The sequence below is a fragment of the Microbispora sp. CA-102843 genome (assembly GCF_050936215.1).
GTDB lineage: Bacteria > Actinomycetota > Actinomycetes > Streptosporangiales > Streptosporangiaceae > Microbispora.
The window spans coordinates 1,722,054-1,738,584 of sequence record NZ_JBNJNF010000001.1 but is presented as its reverse complement, the minus strand read 5'-3'; the positions used below and the strand labels follow the sequence as shown (position 1 = coordinate 1,738,584).

Annotated in this window: 14 protein-coding genes and 1 pseudogene; 4 read left to right on the top strand and 11 right to left on the bottom strand. The window is 72.2% G+C overall.

The window, feature by feature from the left end:
• Positions 1–10: 10 nt before the first annotated feature.
• On the bottom strand, positions 11–937 hold the full coding sequence (locus ACQEVJ_RS08115; RefSeq protein ID WP_433098752.1) for a TauD/TfdA family dioxygenase: 927 nt from the start codon (positions 935–937) through the stop codon (positions 11–13).
• A gap of 508 nt (positions 938–1,445) precedes the next feature.
• Between ACQEVJ_RS08115 and ACQEVJ_RS08110 the strand changes: the two genes are divergently transcribed.
• Together ACQEVJ_RS08110 and ACQEVJ_RS08105 are read left to right on the top strand one after the other, a co-directional pair.
• Positions 1,446–6,968, top strand: coding sequence for a non-ribosomal peptide synthetase/MFS transporter (locus tag ACQEVJ_RS08110; RefSeq protein ID WP_433098750.1), 5,523 nt, complete (start codon positions 1,446–1,448; stop codon positions 6,966–6,968).
• A gap of 80 nt (positions 6,969–7,048) precedes the next feature.
• Positions 7,049–7,351: a hypothetical protein gene (locus ACQEVJ_RS08105; RefSeq protein ID WP_433098748.1), complete on the top strand. Its 303-nt coding sequence runs from the start codon at positions 7,049–7,051 to the stop codon at positions 7,349–7,351.
• Positions 7,352–7,355: 4 nt separating this feature from the next.
• On the opposite strand, the gene ACQEVJ_RS08100 is transcribed toward ACQEVJ_RS08105, so the two are convergent.
• Genes ACQEVJ_RS08100 through ACQEVJ_RS08085 form a run of 4 tightly spaced genes read right to left on the bottom strand, consistent with a single transcriptional unit; the run spans position 7,356 to position 9,450 of the window.
• Positions 7,356–7,631, bottom strand: a complete 276-nt coding sequence (locus ACQEVJ_RS08100; protein WP_433098746.1) for a Fe-S cluster assembly protein HesB — start codon at positions 7,629–7,631, stop codon at positions 7,356–7,358.
• A gap of 22 nt (positions 7,632–7,653) precedes the next feature.
• The gene (locus ACQEVJ_RS08095) at positions 7,654–8,238 is read right to left on the bottom strand and encodes an Rv1733c family protein (protein ID WP_433098744.1); all 585 of its coding nucleotides are present in this window, start codon (positions 8,236–8,238) and stop codon (positions 7,654–7,656) included.
• Between the two features lie 36 nt (positions 8,239–8,274).
• Positions 8,275–8,652 carry a hypothetical protein gene (locus ACQEVJ_RS08090; protein WP_433098742.1) on the bottom strand — a complete coding sequence of 126 codons (378 nt, stop codon included), beginning with the start codon at positions 8,650–8,652 and terminating at the stop codon, positions 8,275–8,277.
• A gap of 57 nt (positions 8,653–8,709) precedes the next feature.
• Complete coding sequence (locus tag ACQEVJ_RS08085) at positions 8,710–9,450, bottom strand: class I SAM-dependent methyltransferase (RefSeq protein ID WP_433098740.1); 741 nt, start codon at positions 9,448–9,450, stop codon at positions 8,710–8,712.
• 90 nt (positions 9,451–9,540) lie between these two features.
• Between ACQEVJ_RS08085 and ACQEVJ_RS08080 the strand changes: the two genes are divergently transcribed.
• A complete protein-coding gene (locus ACQEVJ_RS08080; protein WP_433098739.1) occupies positions 9,541–10,737 on the top strand; it encodes a cytochrome P450 in 1,197 nt (398 codons plus the stop codon).
• A 6-nt stretch (positions 10,738–10,743) separates the two neighbouring features.
• Here ACQEVJ_RS08080 and ACQEVJ_RS08075 read toward each other — a convergent pair whose 3' ends face one another.
• The 5 genes and pseudogenes from ACQEVJ_RS08075 to ACQEVJ_RS08055 all read right to left on the bottom strand — a co-directional run bounded on the left by ACQEVJ_RS08075 (position 10,744) and on the right by ACQEVJ_RS08055 (position 13,798).
• Positions 10,744–11,700, bottom strand: a complete 957-nt coding sequence (locus tag ACQEVJ_RS08075; RefSeq protein WP_433098737.1) for a DUF2332 domain-containing protein — start codon at positions 11,698–11,700, stop codon at positions 10,744–10,746.
• Positions 11,701–11,736: 36 nt separating this feature from the next.
• Positions 11,737–11,955, bottom strand: a complete 219-nt coding sequence (locus ACQEVJ_RS08070; protein WP_433098735.1) for a hypothetical protein — start codon at positions 11,953–11,955, stop codon at positions 11,737–11,739.
• 88 nt (positions 11,956–12,043) lie between these two features.
• Complete coding sequence (locus tag ACQEVJ_RS08065) at positions 12,044–12,547, bottom strand: GNAT family N-acetyltransferase (protein WP_433098733.1); 504 nt, start codon at positions 12,545–12,547, stop codon at positions 12,044–12,046.
• A 177-nt stretch (positions 12,548–12,724) separates the two neighbouring features.
• Positions 12,725–12,907, bottom strand: a pseudogene (locus tag ACQEVJ_RS08060) (Ig-like domain-containing protein); the annotation flags it as partial.
• 174 nt (positions 12,908–13,081) lie between these two features.
• Complete coding sequence (locus tag ACQEVJ_RS08055; RefSeq protein WP_433098731.1) at positions 13,082–13,798, bottom strand: TetR/AcrR family transcriptional regulator; 717 nt, start codon at positions 13,796–13,798, stop codon at positions 13,082–13,084.
• Positions 13,799–13,861: 63 nt separating this feature from the next.
• On the opposite strand from ACQEVJ_RS08055, the gene ACQEVJ_RS08050 reads away from it, so the two are divergent.
• On the top strand, positions 13,862–15,430 hold the full coding sequence (locus ACQEVJ_RS08050; RefSeq protein WP_433098729.1) for a hypothetical protein: 1,569 nt from the start codon (positions 13,862–13,864) through the stop codon (positions 15,428–15,430).
• On the opposite strand, the gene ACQEVJ_RS08045 is transcribed toward ACQEVJ_RS08050, so the two are convergent.
• Positions 15,431–16,528 (bottom strand): LacI family DNA-binding transcriptional regulator, encoded by a 1,098-nt coding sequence (locus ACQEVJ_RS08045; protein ID WP_433098727.1) that lies wholly within the window; start codon positions 16,526–16,528, stop codon positions 15,431–15,433. It lies immediately after the preceding gene.
• Positions 16,529–16,531: the final 3 nt, after the last annotated feature.

The window sequence follows — 16,531 nt, the reverse complement described above, 5'->3', positions numbered from 1 at the left end:
GAGAGCGCGATCAGTCGGACATGGCGACGAGGATGCGGCGGGAGCCGCTGAAGGGCCTGCGGCCGTGCCCGACCAGCACGTTGTCGATCAGCAGCAGGTCGCCCTCCCGCCAGTCGACGTCCACCGCGTTGTCCAGGCCCCGGTCGCGCACCTGGATCACGTACTCGCCGGGGATCGGGGCGCCGTCCGGGAGCGTCACCGACTGCGGCAGCTCCTCCGGCGGCATGAGCTCGGCGAGCATGGCGGCGGCCTCGTCGCCCAGCGAGGCGGGGTGCCACTGGTCGGCCTGGTTGAACCACACCTCGGCGCCGGTCACCGGGTGCCGGGTGGTGGCCGGCCTGACCTGGGAGATCCGCACGCCGCCGTCGGGCCGCCACTGCCAGTCCGCCCCGATGCGGTCGAGGAACCCGGCCACCTCGTCGCGGTCCTCGGTCTCGAACGTCTCCTGCCAGCTCTTGCCGAGTCCCCGGCCGGCGTGCAGGTTCTGGGTGTAGCGCACGCCCTTGGCGAAGGCCTCCCTGACCTCGTCGTCGAGCGACTCCAGCCAGCGCACGCCGTCCACGACCGGGGTGGCCCCGCCGGTCTCGGCCGCCTTCTCGCAGTAGAACAGCAGGCGGGAGGGCCAGGTGGCGGAGTACGACAGCTCGTTGTGCATGGAGATCGTGTACTCGGGCGGGTATTCGGTCGAGGTGTAGACGTTGCCGCCCACCTTGGTGCGGGGCGAGTTGCCGTGGACGTACGCCAGCCGGTTGGGCAGCAACATGTCCATCACGGGGTCGAGGGTCTCGGGCGTGACGCCGAACCCCCGGAAGACGAGCGCCTTCTCCCGGACCAGCAGGTCGCCCACGTTCGTTTCGCGCAGCCGTTCCACCAGCCCCTCGGGCGTGGCGGAAGAGCCGTCCGGGGTTATTTCCAGGGGCTTCCAGAAGTCGTCCATGCGTCCTCCTTCTGAGCGGGATCCGGCCGCGACCGAGCACGGGGAAAAGTCGAATTAAGAAGGCAGGCGGGCCCTCGAATAGGCGGCGCCCCTGCGAAAAGAGATTCCGGCGGCCAACATAGAACCCGGGTCGGGTCACGCGCAAGAAACATGTTTCTTCCGGTTCACCCGAACGGCGCCAGTCAAATTATCCGACATACTCCTGTGTCTGCCGGCAATGCCGACGACCACTCACGTTCCGCCACGCGCGGTCGATGACGGAAGGTCGGTTTCCCCATACTCTTCGCGTCTGATCGCAGGTCAAAGTGAGGCTTGCGTCACCCAGCGTGCATCCCGTATCGTAAAATAATCACTTTCGTGGGAGCGCTCCCACGCATCTCGGCCCGAAACGCGGCGAGATACGCGGCGAGGTCCTGCGAAATCGACGATCAAGCGTTTTCTGGTTCAACCACTTTTCTGCGTGGTCAGCTGGTCCTGCGCATTAGTTGCGCAGAGAGGAGAACGCTCGGTGACGATAACGCCGACGACTGACAACGAGCATTTAATAGCGTCGCTTTCCCCACGTAGGCAGGAAGCCCTGCGCCGACTACTCGCCGCCAGGGCCGCCGCCGCGAACGCGATCACCCCGCGCGGCGAGGGACCGGCGCCCTGCTCCTACGAGCAGACCCAGATGTGGCTCGGCGCCCGCTTCGCCGAGGGCGCCCCGGCGCCCAACGCCACGATCGGCCTGCGGCTCACCGGCCCGCTCGACACCCGGGCCCTGACCGTCGCCCTGGACAGCCTGGTCGAACGCCACGAGATCCTGCGCACGGTCTACGAGGGCGACGGGCACGAGCCCCGTCAGATCGTCCTCGACCCCGGGCCGGCGCCGCTCGACGTCGTCGACCTGCGGGACCTGCCGGAGGCCGAGCGGGAGGGCCGGGCCCGGGAGATCACGTGCAGGGCCGCCGTCGAGCGCTTCGACCTGGAGACAGGGCCGGTCCACCGTACGACGCTGGTCCGGCTGGCCGACGAGGACCACGTGCTGATGTTCGTCTGCCACCACATCGCGTGCGACGGGTGGTCGGTCGGGATCATCGTGGACGAGCTGACCAGCGTGTACGCGGCCGCCCGCGAGGGCCGTCCCGCCGAGGTGGCCGCGCCCCCGCTGCAGTACGCCGACTACGCGGCCTGGTCGCGGCGTGAGCTGACCGGCGAGCAGCGCGAGCGGCGGCTCGCCTACTGGCGCGACCGGCTGGACGGCGCCACGGCGGTCGAGCTGCCGATCGCCAAGGCCGGCCAGGCCGCCACCGAGGGCAACCGGAGCGACTGCCACCTGTTCACGCTGCCGGACGAGGTCCTCCAGGCGCTGCGGGAGGCCGGCGGCCCCGGAACCACCCCGTTCGTGGCCCTGCTCACGGTCTTCTCGATGCTGCTGGCGCGCTACACCGGGCAGGGCGACCTCACCATCGCCACCGTGAACGGCGGCCGGCGCCGGGTGGAGCTGGAGCCGGTGCTGGGCTGCTTCGTCAACGCCCTGCCGCTGCGCGCCGACCTGTCGGGCGACCCCTCGTTCCGGGAGGCGGCGGCCGGGGTGCGGCGCAGGCTGGGCGAGGCGCTCGCCAACCACCTGCCGTTCTCCGAGCTGGCCGGGGCGCTGAGCGACCGGGACGCCCGCAACTTCTCGCTGTCGACCGTCGGCTTTTCGCTGCGCGTCTTCCGCGACCAGCGCGGGCGCTGGCCCGGGCTGGAGGCGTCGGTGTGGGAGCACGAGGTCGACGACTTCACCTACGACCTCGCGCTGCTGGTGCACCTGAACGGCACGGACGACCCCGAGCTCTACCTGACCTACCAGAAGGACCGGTTCGACGCGGACTCCGTCGCCCGGATGGCCGGGCACTACCGGGCGCTGGCCGAGCGGATCGCCGCCGCCCCGGACACCTCACTGGCCGACCTGGAGCTGCTGACCGGCGCCGAACGCGACGTGGTGCTGGACGCCTGGAACGACTCGGCCCGGCCGTACCCGGACGTGGCCCTGCCCGAGCTGCTGGAACGCCACGCGGATTCGGACGCGGTGGCGGTCGCCTTCGAGGGCCGCACGATCACGTACGCCGAGCTGCACGCCCGCGCCAACCAGGTCGCCCACCTGCTGCGCGAGCGGGGCATCGGCCCGGAGGACACGGTGGGCGTGCTGCTCGACCGGAGCCCGGACCTCATCGCCTGCCTGCTGGGCGTGTGGAAGGCGGGCGCGGCCTACCTGCCGATGGATCCCAAGTTCCCCGCGCAGCGCGTCAGCGACATGCTGTCGATCGCCGCGACCCCGCTGGTCCTGACCTCAGCGGGCTACGCGCGTCTCTTCGACGGCGCTGCCGCCGATGTTTCCGTGGACATCGTGGACGTGGACGGCGGCCTGCTCGACGAGCAGCCGAGCGACCCGGCCGGCGTGCCGTACGACGTCGACCGGCTGGCCTACGTGATCTTCACGTCCGGGTCCACCGGCAAGCCGAAGGGCGTGCAGGTCACCCACCGCGGGCTGGTGAACCACGTGTGGTGGGCGGTCGAGGACCTGGCGTCCGAGGGCGACGGCGGCGCCCCGCTGTTCGGCTCGGTGGCGTTCGACCTCGTGGTGCCCAACCTGTGGGCGCCGCTCGTCGCCGGCCAGCGCGTCACCGTGCTGCCGCAGGACTTCGACATGGGCGAGCTGGGCGCGCTGCTGGTGGCGGGCGGGCCGTACGGCTTCATCAAGTGCACCCCGGGCCACCTGGAGGTGCTCGGTCACCAGATCGACGCCCGGCAGGCCGCCGCGCTCGCCGGGAAGATCGTCGTGGCGGGCGAGGCGCTGCCCGGCTCGATGGCCAACCGGTGGCTGGAGATGCTCGGCCCGGGCCGGCTGATCAACGAGTACGGCCCCACCGAGGCGTCGGTCGGCACCTGCATCTATCCGGTGCGGGACGCCCAGCTCGTGGAGGTCGTCCCGATCGGCCGCCCGCTGCCCAACATGCGGATGTACGTCCTGGACGCCAACCGGCGGCTGCAGCCGGTCGGCGTCCCGGGCGAGCTGTACGTCGGCGGCGTGGGCGTCACCCGCGGCTACATGAACCGGCCGGACCTCACCGAGGAGCGGTTCCTGCCGGATCCCTTCGACCCTGTTTCCGGGGATGGGGGCGGGCGGATGTACCGCACCGGCGACCGGGTGGCCTGGGCCCGCGACGGGAACGTGGCCTTCCTCGGCCGGTTCGACGACCAGGTGAAGATCCGCGGCTACCGCATCGAGCTGGACGAGGTGCGGGCGGCCGTCCTCGATCACCCCGGCGTGCGCGACGCGGTCGTCACCGTGCACGCGTTCACGCCGGAGGACAAGCGGCTCGTCGCCTACTACGTCCCGGAGGCGCGGGAGCCCGGCGACCTGGCTGAGCACTGCGCGGCCCGGCTGCCGGAATACATGGTCCCGTCGGTGTTCGTCCCGCTGGAGACCATCCCGCTCAACGCCAACGGCAAGGTGGACCGCAAGGCGCTGCCCGATCCGGTGGTCCGGGTGGGCGAGGACCTGGCCGAGCCGACGACCGAGACCGAGATCGTGGTGACCGGGGTCTGGCGTGAGGTCCTCGGCATCGAGGCCGTCTCGATCGACAGCGACTTCAACGCGCTCGGCGGCCACTCGCTGCTGCTCATCCGCATGGTCGCCAAGCTGCGCCAGGCGCTGCCCTCCGACGGCTACCAGGTGACCGTGCTCGACGCGATCGCCAACCGCACCGTGCGGGAGCTGGCCGCGCTGATCGACGCCGCCCGGCAGGCGCCCGAGGACCCCGACGACGGCCCGCGCGGCCTGCTGGTCGAGCTCACCCGGCCGGTCAAGGCGCCCACGCTGTCGCTGGTCTGCATCCCGTACGGCGGGGCCAGCGCGATGGTCTACCAGCCGCTGGCCGACGCGCTACCGGACGGCCACTCGCTGTTCGCGGTCGCCCTGCCCGGCCACGAGCTGGGCGTCGAGGAGAGCACGATCCCGTTCCACGAGGCCGCCCAGCGGGTCTGCGACGAGGTGCTCGACCGCGTGCGCGGCCCGGTCGCGCTGTACGGCCACTGCGTCGGCAGCGCGCTGACCGCCGAGATCGCGCGGCGGCTGGAGGCGGCAGGGCGGCGCGTCGAGGCCGTCTACATGGGCGGCAGCTTCCCGTTCGCCACTCCCACGAAGGGCCTGAACGGCCTGCTCGGCCGCATCTTCCGCAGTAAGGCGCTGGACAACGCCAACGCGCACGCCAACTGGCTCCGCGCCATGGGCGCCGACCTGCAGGACCTCGACCCCGAGCAGGTCGACCACATCATCCGCACGATGCGGGTGGACGCGCGGGCCGGCGAGGACTACTTCAGCGAGCTCGTGGAGCAGCAGAGCCCGCAGCTGCGCGCTCCGGTGATCTCGATCATCGGCGACCGCGACGCGCTGACCGACTTCTACGAGGAGCGCTACCGCGACTGGCACTGCGTCTCCGAGACCACGGCGCTGGTCGTGATGGCCGAGGCCGGCCACTACTTCCTCCGATACCGCACCGAGGAACTGGCCGCGATCGTCACGACCACCCACACCGCCATCGAGCGTCCCGGGGAGTGGCGGCCGCGCCCGCCCGACGACCCGGCGACGTGGTGGCGGCAGGCGCTGTCCACCGACCGGCGGGCCGACGTCTCCGGGCCGCAGCCCAGCCTGGGCCGGTTCTTCACGGTGGCGACCGGTCAGATCGTCTCCATGATCGGCGCCGTGATGACCGAGTTCGCCGTGCCGATCTGGGCGTACCTGAAGAGCGGTTCGCTGGTGCAGTTCGGCCTGTTCGCCATCATCGGACTGGTGCCCGGGCTCATCCTCGCGCCGCTGATCGGCGCGCTCGTCGACCGGTACGACCGCAAGCGGGCGATGCTGGCGGCCGACGGCGTGTCCCTGGCCGTGCAGGCCGCGCTGCTCGCGCTGATGGCCGGCGACGTGCTGAACATGCCCGTGCTGTACGGCCTGCTGGTGGTGCTGTCGATATCGGTGACCCTCCAACGGGTGGCCTGGCAGTCGGCGGGTCCGCAGCTCGCGCCCAAGCACTACCTGCATCACGTCGGCGGCGTCGTCCAGCTCGGCAACGCCGTGGCCCAGCTCATGGTCCCGCTGTTCTCCGTCGCGGTGCTGGCGTTGATCGGCATCGAGGGCATCCTGACCGCCAACGTGGTCTGCTACGCGATCGCGTTCGCCGTGACCCTGCTCGTACGCTTCCCGGCCACGATGGCCTGGCGGCGCCGCGAGACGGTCTCCGCCGAGATCCGCAACGGCTTCCGCTACCTGCTGCGGCGGCGGGGCCTGCGGGCCATGGCCTTCACGATGTTCATCGTGAACTTCTTCCTGTTCACCGGGTTCATCATGATCGCGCCGCTGGTGCTGTCGGTCGGCGAGCTGGCCGACACCGGGCGGGTGGCGCTGCTCGCCGGGATCGGGGCGGTCTGCGGCGGTCTGATCATCACGCTGTGGGGCGGCCCGCGCGACCGCCGGATGTTCGGCATGCTGTCGGCCGCCGGCGTGCTCGGGGTCTTCTGCGCGATCGCCGGTCTGCGCCCGTCGCTCGTCCTCATCACGGTCGGGGCCTTCGGCATGTCGCTGATGATGACGATCAGCGACGGCATCTGGCTGACGATCATCCACTCGAAGGTGCCGCAGCGCTACCACGCCCGGGTCATCGCGATCAACCGGATGCTCGCGCTGTCGACCCAGCCGGTCGGCCTGGCCGTACAGGCCTGGCTGGTGGGGCTGGTCTTCGAGCCGCTGATGCGAACGGACGGCCCGCTGGCCGGCACGGTCGGCAAGGTGATCGGGGTCGGCGAGGGCCGCGGCATCGGCCTGCTGTACATCGTGTGCGGCCTGGCGATCGCGCTCACGATCACGCTGGCCCTGCGTCACCCGGCCCTGGCGAGGTTCGACCAGGAGACCCCGGACGCGGAGCCGGACGACCTGGTCGGCCTGGAGGCGCTGCGCAGCCGGCAGGAGCGGCAGCGGGTTCCAGCGCAGCGGGTCCCGTCCGAGCTCTGAGGTGCTCCGAGGTGCTCTGAGGTGCTCTGAGGTGCTCTGAGATGTGAATGGCATACGGGCCGCCGGGTACGGCGGCCCGTATGGACGAGAAGAACATGAACCCGAAGCAGCTCGCCGAGGAGCTGGCGACCGACGCGCAGGACGACCCGCGGTTCAAGAACCGGACGCCCGGCATCCGGGCCACCCGGCAGGGGTCGGTGGAGCAGGCGGACCAGGACGCCGCCGGCATCGTCGGCGGCAAGGGAATCTCGGGCGGCGGAGCCTCCGGAGGAGGGACGCTCGGGCAACCGCCGACCGGGCGGCTCGACGACGACCAGCTCGCGGACACGGTGGCGGGCACCGGCCTGCCGCCCGACGACGAGGAGGACGAGGGCGACCAGTGAGCGTTCAGGTGAGGCGGAAGGTCGGGCGGCCTCCGGGACCGGTCTCGGCGTCCAGCGTCTTGCCGCCCACGGCCACGGCGACCTGTGGTTCGAGGAAGACGCGCACGTCCGCTCTCTCGATCACCTCGTCGCCGGAGAAGGGCGCGCTCACCAGCGAGAGCTCCAGCGAGGCGGGCTCGCCCGGCTTGGCCGCGATGCGCAGGCCCGCCTCATCGGGAAGGTACTCCCCCACCATGAGATCGCGGATCGCCTGAACGGCGTGGTCGGTGACTGTCAGCACGACGCGCCTCCTGTGTGTCTGCTCACGCGTCCTCGGGCTTGCGCCGCCGGTTCATCGCGAGCCATCCGGCGTCCCAGGCGGCGTACCTGTGGTGGTCGAGACGGCGGCGGACGAGGGCGAGGCACGCCAGCAGGGCCGTCAGCGACAGCGCCGCCGTGGCCGTTCCGGACGCGACGCCGTCCGCGACCGTGTCGATCCGGCTCCGCGGGCCGTCGCCCGGTTTGCCGTCGTGGTCCAGCCAGATCCGCACGGGCGTGCCGGCCTTGGCCGCAGAGGGAACCGGCGCCTGCCCGGTCACCGTATGCCCGTCGGGGGCCGTCCAAGCGACGCCCGTGCGCAGCCGCGCGGCCGTGCCCTCCACCGCGACCCAGGTGGCCGCCGGCGCGTCCCGTGTGACGGTGGCCGTCACCCACCGCCCGGAGTGCTCCTCGGCCAGGCCGCCGCGATAGACGGCGGCGCCCACGGCGAAGGCCGCGACCAGGCTCAGCACGGCCAGGATCAGGAAGGCCAGGACGGCCGCGGACTCGACGCGGTCGGTCCCGCGCCTTAACGGGTTGCCGTTGGGCAGGTAGCGCCGCACCCGCATCGTCACCGGGCCAGATCGCATCGCGTCACCCCTCCTCCTTCTCGTGCGCCGGTCGTCTCACTCGCCCGGCTCCAGGAACCGGGGCGCGTCCGGCGGAGGGCCGGAGGACTCCTGGATCAGCGCGTTCAACGTGGTGTCGTCGGCGATGGCGTGCTCGGCCTCGGCCGTGTCCTCCAGCGCGGTGATCTGCTCCGGTCGCCGCGCCTCCCGCTCCGCCTCGTCCCGGTCCCGTACGGCCCCCTCGATGGCCTCCAGCATCTCCCGCCGGCTGTAGGAGCCCTCGGGGATCTCGTTCAGGAGGGTGAGGGTCTCGGCCGGCACGTGGATGTCCGCGGCGGCGACGGAGTAGAGGTCACGGCGCGTCACACGGAGGCGGTCGTGGAAGACCTCGTCCACGACCTGGCGCAGCCGCTCCGTTTCCGCAGGGTCAGGCATGCCCTTCTCCTTCCGGTCTGTCCTTACCCCCCGCGGTGCGGATCCCACGCCCTGGGCTCAAAGATCGGCGACGAGCAGCCGATATCCGGCGTCGTACTCCTCCAGGCCGAGCAGGTCGCGGTGGCGCTCGTGCCAGCGGCCCGACTCCAGGTCGGCCGCGAGCCGGTCCAGGGCCGGCCGTACGACCGCCTGGTCGAGCTGCGCGAGCACGGACATGCCGGCCTGGACCACGGGATCGAGGTAGCCCTCCGGCCTGCGCCAGTAGGCGGCGCCGAACCCGTCGGTGCAGTCGTGCGGGATGGGGACCGGCTCGACCCGCGCGCCGCCGAGCAGCCGGACGAGATCGGCGATCGGGGTGGCGCGGGCGTCGTCCAGCGCCGCGCCCTCGGGCAGGTACTCCCGGAGGAACCAGTAGTCGCGAGTGACCCGCTGGTCCCAGGTGAGGATCACGACTCGGCGCCGGGCGACCCTGCGCAGCTCGGCGATGCCGGCCGCGAGGTCCGTCCAGTGGTGCACGGTCAGGATCGCCATCGCGGCGTCGGCAACGCCGTCGGCGAGGGGAAGAGCCTCGGCCCGGGCACGCACCACGGGGGCCGACCCCGGCGGCCGCTGGGCGATCATCACCGTGCTGGGCTCGACCGCGAGCAGGGTCGCCGGGGGTTCGTACGATCCCGTGCCCGCCCCCACGTTGACGACCGTCGCGGCGTCCCCGAGCGCGGCGGTGATCTGGGCGGCCAGCCTCAGGTCGGGCCTGCGGGCGGCGCTGTAGGTCCTGCCGATCTCGTTGTAAACGGTCATGACGTCAGTATCCGCCGCAGACCGTTCACGTACCGGCCAAGGCCGATCAGTATGGCGGGAGGAACCGGATTCCGATCACGGGAGGCCCGCATGTCCGACGCGCTGCTTCGCGACCCCTACCCCGTCTACGCGAAGGCCCGCGAGACTCCCGGGCTGACCTTCCTCCCCGAGACGAACGCCTGGCTGGTCGCCAGGGACGCCGACGTGCGCGAGGTGCTGCGCAGTCCGGAGGTCTTCTCCTCGGCCAACGCGCTGCGCGGCGACTTCGTCCCCGAACCGTCCGTGCTCGCCGAACTCGGCAAGGGCGTCGGCGGCGCGCCCGTCGTGGTCACCTCCGACGGTGCGGCGCACCAGCGCTATCGGGCCCCGCTCGTCCGGGGACTGTCACCCGCCCGGATCGCCTCGGTCGTACCGTTCATCCGGGAACGCGCCGAGTCACTCGTGGACGCCTTCGCCCCGGACAGCAGGGTGGATCTCGTCGGCGCGTACGCCAGGAGGCTGCCCGGGGAGGTGATCGGATGCCTGCTGGGCCTCGACCCCGAGCACGTGCCCCTGGCGGTGGAGACCAGCTACCGCGCCGAGGAGCTGTTCTTCCTCCCGGTCGGCGAGGAGGGGCGGATCGCCGCGGCCCGCGAGGTCGTCGCCCTGCAGCATCTGCTCGACGAGTACGCGCGGAGCCGGCGGGAGGACCCGCGCGACGACCTGTGCACCGAGATGGTCCAGGCGCTCGCGCCGGGCAATGAGCCGCTGACGCGGGAGCAGCGGGCGGAGCTGGTGTCGAACCTGCAGAACCTGCTGATCGCCGGTCACCTGACCACGACGGCTCTGATCGGCACCGCGGTGCTGCATCTGCTGCGGGATCCCGCGCAGTGGGAGCTGCTGTGCGCCCGGCCCGAACTGATTCCCGACGCGATCGAGGAGGCCGCCCGGCACGACGCCCCCGTCCAGGCATTCCGCCGTGTCACCACCCGGCCGGTGACGCTCTCCGGCACCGAGCTGCCCGAAGGCGCCACCGTCCTGGTCGCGTACGGCTCCGCCAACAGGGACGAGGCCAGGCACGACCGGCCCGGCGACTTCGACGTCGCCCGGCGCGCCCGGCGGCATCTCGCCTTCGGGCACGGCGCGCACTCCTGCCCGGGGGCGCAGCTCGCCCGCGAACAGGTGCGGATCACGCTGGAGATCCTGACCCGGCGGCTGCCCGGGCTGCGGCTCGCGGCGGACCGGCCGGTCGTCATGGCCCCCACGCTCATCCACAGAGGGCCGGAGGCATTGTGGCTCACCTGGTGAGGCTCCTCAGGCGAGCCAGTCCAGCCACTCGCCGTGCGGCCCGGCCATCGCGAGCGGCTCGCCGTCGAGCGCGGGCAGGAACGCCAGCCGCCTCTCCGGCAGGTCGGCCGTCAGCTTCGGAAGCAGGGAGGGCAGCCGGGGCGAGCCCTCGTTGGAGATCCACCGCACCGGCAGGCCGCGTACGAGCGCCACGAAGCGGTCCCGCGCCTCGGCGTCCAGGTAGGGCATGACCGCGCTGTGGAAGACGACGACCGTCGCCCCGGCGGGCGCGGCGGCGACGAGATCGGGCAGGGCCGCCGCGGCGTCCCCGCGCACCAGACGCGGCGGGTCCTCGCGCGCCATCCGCACCGCTCCGCGCAGCCGCGCGAGCCGGTCCTCCTGCTCCGGCCACACCAGGCACTCCAGCCAGCGCACGGCCTCGTCGTCGCGTACGTCGATGGGGTCGAGATCCAGCCCGGCCCGCCACACGACCTCGGGGAGGCGCTCCGGCACCGGCACCTTCCCGTTCGTCCGGCAGGTGAGCAGGACCGGGCTTTCTGCCGGCCCGATCTCGGGCCCGTCGTCGTAGCGGTAGCGGTAGCGGTCCGGGTAGAGGCACAGCCCCGCCGAGGCGCCCACCTCCACGAGGGCCAGCGGCTGCGGCAGCGTCGCCAGCACCGGCAGCAGGCTCGCGCACCGACCCGCCTCGTTGGTCTGCGTCCGCCGGGCGAGCATCGTCTCCCGCATCTCGGCCCAGTGGCGTACGGTCCACTCCCGGAAGCGGCCGAACTCGTCGTACGGCCCGCCGAGGAAGCGGACCGCCGCCAGCAGCAGGTTCGGCTGCCTCTTCGGCTCCGGCAGGCCGTCGATCAGTTCAAGCAGCCCGGGGTCGGCGGCGATCCCGAGGGCGAGGGCCTCGTAGGCCGGACTGTGCCCCCTGACCTCGCGCTCCGCGAAGTACCGATACCACTCCGCCGTCTCCATGCCGCCTCCCCGAGGACCGCCGAAGACCCCATCAAATCAGCCCGAACCCGGCCCGCGCCGGGTGGATCCGGTCCCGCAGCGATGCCCGGCCGCGCGGCGAAAGCGAGCCTCCGCCCACCGATGCAGCAAGACCGCCGTCCGACCGTCGGCGAGCAACGCGACCGCGTCACGCAGCGGCACACCGGCGGGGACCGGCACAGCGTCGCCGACCTCGGCGACGGCGAGCTCGGCGTAGCCGCCGGTCGTGGTCACCACGGTCGCCCCATCGAGGCCGAGATCCTCAAAACATCGACTCAGGGGGTGGTGCGCGTCCTGCATCGTCGCACTGGCAGGGCCACGGCTCTCAGGCCGGTCGCTCCCAGGCCCACAGGCGCTCGCCGTCCTCGACGTGGTCGGTGGGCAGCAGGCCGATCCGGCCGGCCACCGTCATGGACGCGTGGTGATCGGGATGGATGTGGGCCTCGATACGGACGACGCCGCGCGCACGCAGCCACCCGGCCAGGGCCGCCGCCGCCTCCGAGGCGTACCCCCGGCCCTGCCAGGCGGTCCCTACGACCCAGGCGACCTCGGCCCGGCGCCCCTCGTCCACCACGGTCGCCTGCACGTAGCCCACCGCCCGCCTGTCGATGTCGCGGCGGATGATCCAGTTGAGCCACTCCTGCCGCCCGTCCGGGGACCGGCGTGCTTCGAGCGCGGCGTACCGGGCGCGCAGTTCGGCCGGGGTGGGTGCGGCTCCGCCGATGAAGGCGTACAGCTCCTCCCCCGCCAGCACCTCCGCCATCTCGTCGGCGTCCTGCGCGGTCAGCGGCCACAGCGTGAGCCGCTCCGCCGCGATGGTGTCGTGCATACGCCGAAGTCTCCCCCGTCCCGGCCCCTATTCCCAACGGCTTTTCGCGGGCGGCCGGATAACCGATCGGTACGACGGCCTGATGGGCTGGCCATCGCATCTGGCGATGCTGGAGGCGCTGGAACGCCCCCGGGCCTGGTCAGGCGGGCCCGGGGGTGCCCCCGATGAAGACGCGGATCAGGAGACCGTCACCACCGCCTTGGCCTCGACCGTGCTGCCGGCCACGTGGCCGGTGACGGTGAAGGCGCCCGGGGCGGCGTACCGCTCGGGATCGACGGCGTCCCAGGTCACCCCCACGCGGCTGTCCTTCGAGCCGTCGTTGTGGGTGGCGACGACGGTGCCGGGCAGCGACGGAGCGGTTCTCGGCCAGGCCCGCGACCGTGAAGCTGCTGCCGCCGGTCTTCACCTGTTCGAGCGTGACGGGCTGCCAGGTGACCTCGGCCGTGCCCCGCCCGCCGTCGGCGTCCCACTACTACCGCGCGAACGCGACGAAAAGGTTTTCGTGGTTGCGCGAAGCGTCGGGACGCAGCGCCGTCACGGCAGCCGGCCCGCGATGCCGTCGAGGACGAAGTCGAGTCCGATCGCGAAGCGTTCCTCCGGCGTGGGACCGGCCGGATGGGTGAGCCACTCCGTGAGGTGGGGCAGGCGGCCGTCGGCGGCGGCCAGTTCGCGAAGTGTCGCGATGGCGGCGTACAGCCGGGCGTCGTCGTCCAGGCCGTGGCGCCGCTCCAGGCGGGCTTCCTCGCTCTCCTGCAGGGCGCTGCCCAATACGTGCCGGTCGATCAGCGCCGCGTAGGTCATGGCGTCGCCGACGGTGGCTCCCTGCCGCACGAGGACGGTGAGCATGAACTCCAACCGGCGCATCATGTGCGGACCGGCCGGAGGGCGGGCGTGGACCAGCACGGCGAACCAGGGGTGCCGCGATGTCATCCGCCGGGTTTCCAGGGCGAGCGAGCGCAGATCGGCGCGCCAGTCGCCGCCGGGCTCGCCGGGGAGCGGGATCTCGGCCGTGGCCGCGTCGAGCATGAGGTCGAACAGGCCCTCCTTGCTGTGCACGTGCCGATAGAGCGCCATCGGCGAGTACGGCCCGAGGCAGGCGGCGACCGCCTTCATCGTCAGGCCGTCCAGTCCGGCCTCGTCGGCGACGCGGATCGCCGCAGCAACGATCTTCTCCCGGTCCAGCGCACGCCGGCGCGACGCCGGCGGCTGGTTCCAGATCAGCGGGAACGCGTTCGTCTCTCCCTCGCCCACGTCTCAAGTTTACGCGATAAACTCTCTGCGTATCACATAAACTTCCGAGGATCGGAGGTACTGATGGCGCAGGCCACGACCGACGCGTACGAACCGCCGGGGATCCGGATGGGCATCGTGAGGGGCGTCAGCTACGGACTGTTCGGCCCGCCCGGCACGTTCGTCCCCCAGGCCCGATCGCTGGGGGCCGGGATCGTGCGGGCGTACGTGTACTGGAGCCAGGTCGAGCCCGAGCCGGGCCGCTACCGCTGGGAGGTGGTCGACGCGCTGCTCGGCCAGCTCGACGGCGACGAGGAGGTGTGGATCACGCTGTGCTCCAGCTCCCTGTGGGCGACCAGGACGCCGACCGACTTCCTGCCGCCCTCCCCCGCGCACGACCTGAACGCCTACGCCGAGTTCGTACGCCGGGTGGTGCGCCGCTGCGCCGGGCGGGTGCGCTACTGGCAGTGCGACAACGAGCCGAGCAACACCGACCTGCTGTGGGCGGGGACCGCCGCCGAGTACGTCGCGCAGCTGAAGGTCATGTACGACGCGGTCAAGGAGGCCGACCCCGCGGCCGCCGTGGTGCTCGGCGGTTGCGGCTACGACGTGCTCGGCAGCGAACCGGGAAGCGAGCCGTGGCGCTTCTTCGAGCAGGTGGTGTCCGCCGGTCGCGACGCCTTCGACCTGTTCGACGTGCACCTGTACGGCGACGCCGCCGCAGTCCCCGCCCACGTCGAGGCCGTGCGGGAGCTGATGCGGGCGCACGGCTGTCTCAAACCGGTGGTGGTGGGCGAGTACGCCGCGCCCGTGCCGTTCGAGTTCCCCGACGTCGAGGCCGTCATGTACGAGGTGTTCGCCGAGGCCTTCGCCGAGGGCGCGCAGGTGCAGAGCACGAGTCAGCCGGCCGTGCAGAGCACGAGTCAGCCGGCCGTGCAGAGCACGAGTCAGCCGGCCGTGCAGAGCACGAGAGAACTGGCTGCCAGGGCGCGGCAGGACACCCCCGAGCGCCGGGCCATGACCGCGTTGTACGCGCGGATGCCGCAGCTGCCGCCCCGGCTGCGGATGTTCATGGAGGGGTGCCCGCCCGAGCTGGAGGCCAGACGGCACCGGATCAGCTGCCGCCAGCTCGTCGCGTGCACCCTGCAGGCGCTCGCCGCCGGGGTCAGCCGCACCCTCTACTGGAACCTCGCGCCCGAGGTCCCCGGACCTGCCGATCCCCTGCAGATCATGCATCTGATGTTCGGCAAGCTCGCCATGCTCGGCTACCGGGACGGCGAACTCGCCGTCCGGCATCCGGCGGCCGACACCTTCGCCCTGCTCGCCGCGCAGCTCGCGGGGGCCGACCGGGTGACCCAGGTGCACCCTGCCGATCACCCTGCCGATCACCCTGCCGATCACCCTGCCGATCCGCCCGGCCTGTACGCGTTCGAGGTCGAGCGTGCCGGACGGGAGCCGCTACTGGTGCTGTGGGACCGGCGCGACATGGTCGACGGCGAGGACCAGCCGCCCGTCACCGTCTCCTGGCCCTGGCCCGCTTCCGCCGCGACCGCCGTCGACGCGTTCGGCGAGCCTCACGCCGTCGAGGTCCGCGACCGGCGGCTGCGCACGGCCGTTTCGGACACGCCGGTGTTCATCAGCCCCGGAACCTGATCACGACGAGATCGGGGCGACGGACTCCCGTTCGACCAGGGTGACGTCCATGAACAGGGTGGAGGGCGGTCCCGGCTCCGGGTCCCGCAGCCGACGGATCAGGCGGCGGGCCGCCTCCGCGCCCATCTCGTAGACCGGCTGCGCGATGACGCTCAGGGCCGGGGAGACCAGCACGGTCCAGTCCAGGTCGTCGAACGCCACCACCGAGAGCCGGTCGGGCACCGCGACGCCGAGATCGCGGATCGCGCGGTAGGCGCCGACCGTCATCAGGTTGTCCACCGTGAAGATCGCCGTCGGCGGGTTCTTCAGCGCGAGGACGCGCTTGGTCTGCTGGTAGGCGGCCTCGGCGGCGTAGGTGCCGGTGCGCCTGACCATCTCGCGGCGCACCGGCACCCCGGCGTCCCAGTGGGCCCGCAGGTAGCCCAGCAGCCGGGCCTCGCTCGGGCTCAGCTCGCCCAGCGACACCTCGGCCTCCGGGGTGAGGAACCTCGCCCAGTCCTGCTCCCGGGGCTGGCGCAGCTCCGTGACGATCGCGACGCGCCGGTGGCCGAGGTCGAGCAGTCGCCGTACGGCCTGGTAGGCGGCCTTCATGCCGTCCACGATGACGGCGTCGGCCTCCAGGCGGTCGCTCACGCGGTCGAACAGGACGACGGGCGTGCCGCCGCTCTGCGCCTGTGCCAGATGGTCGACCTGCTTGACGTCGGCGGGCGCGCAGATGATGCCGTCCACCTGCTTGTGCAGGAGCAACTGCACCGCCTCACGCTCGCTGGCGAGGTCCTCGTCGCTGTTGGTGACGAGGGTGCTGAAGCCGTTCTCGTGTGCGACGTCGGAGATCCCCCGCAGCGCGCGGGCGAAGAAGGGACTCTCGATGTCCGCGCACACGACCCCGATGGTGTCGGTCCGGCCGGTGCGGACGCTGGCGGCGAGGCGGTTGGCGCGGTAGTTGAGCTGCCGCGCCGCCTCCGTCACCCGCCGCCGGACGTCCTCGCTGACGCTTCCGTAACCTCCCAGCGCGCGCCCCGCGGCGGCCGTGGAGACACCGGCCAGCGCCGCCACGTCCGGGAGCGTCGCCCGCCGCGGCCTGCTGGATGCGGTCACGGA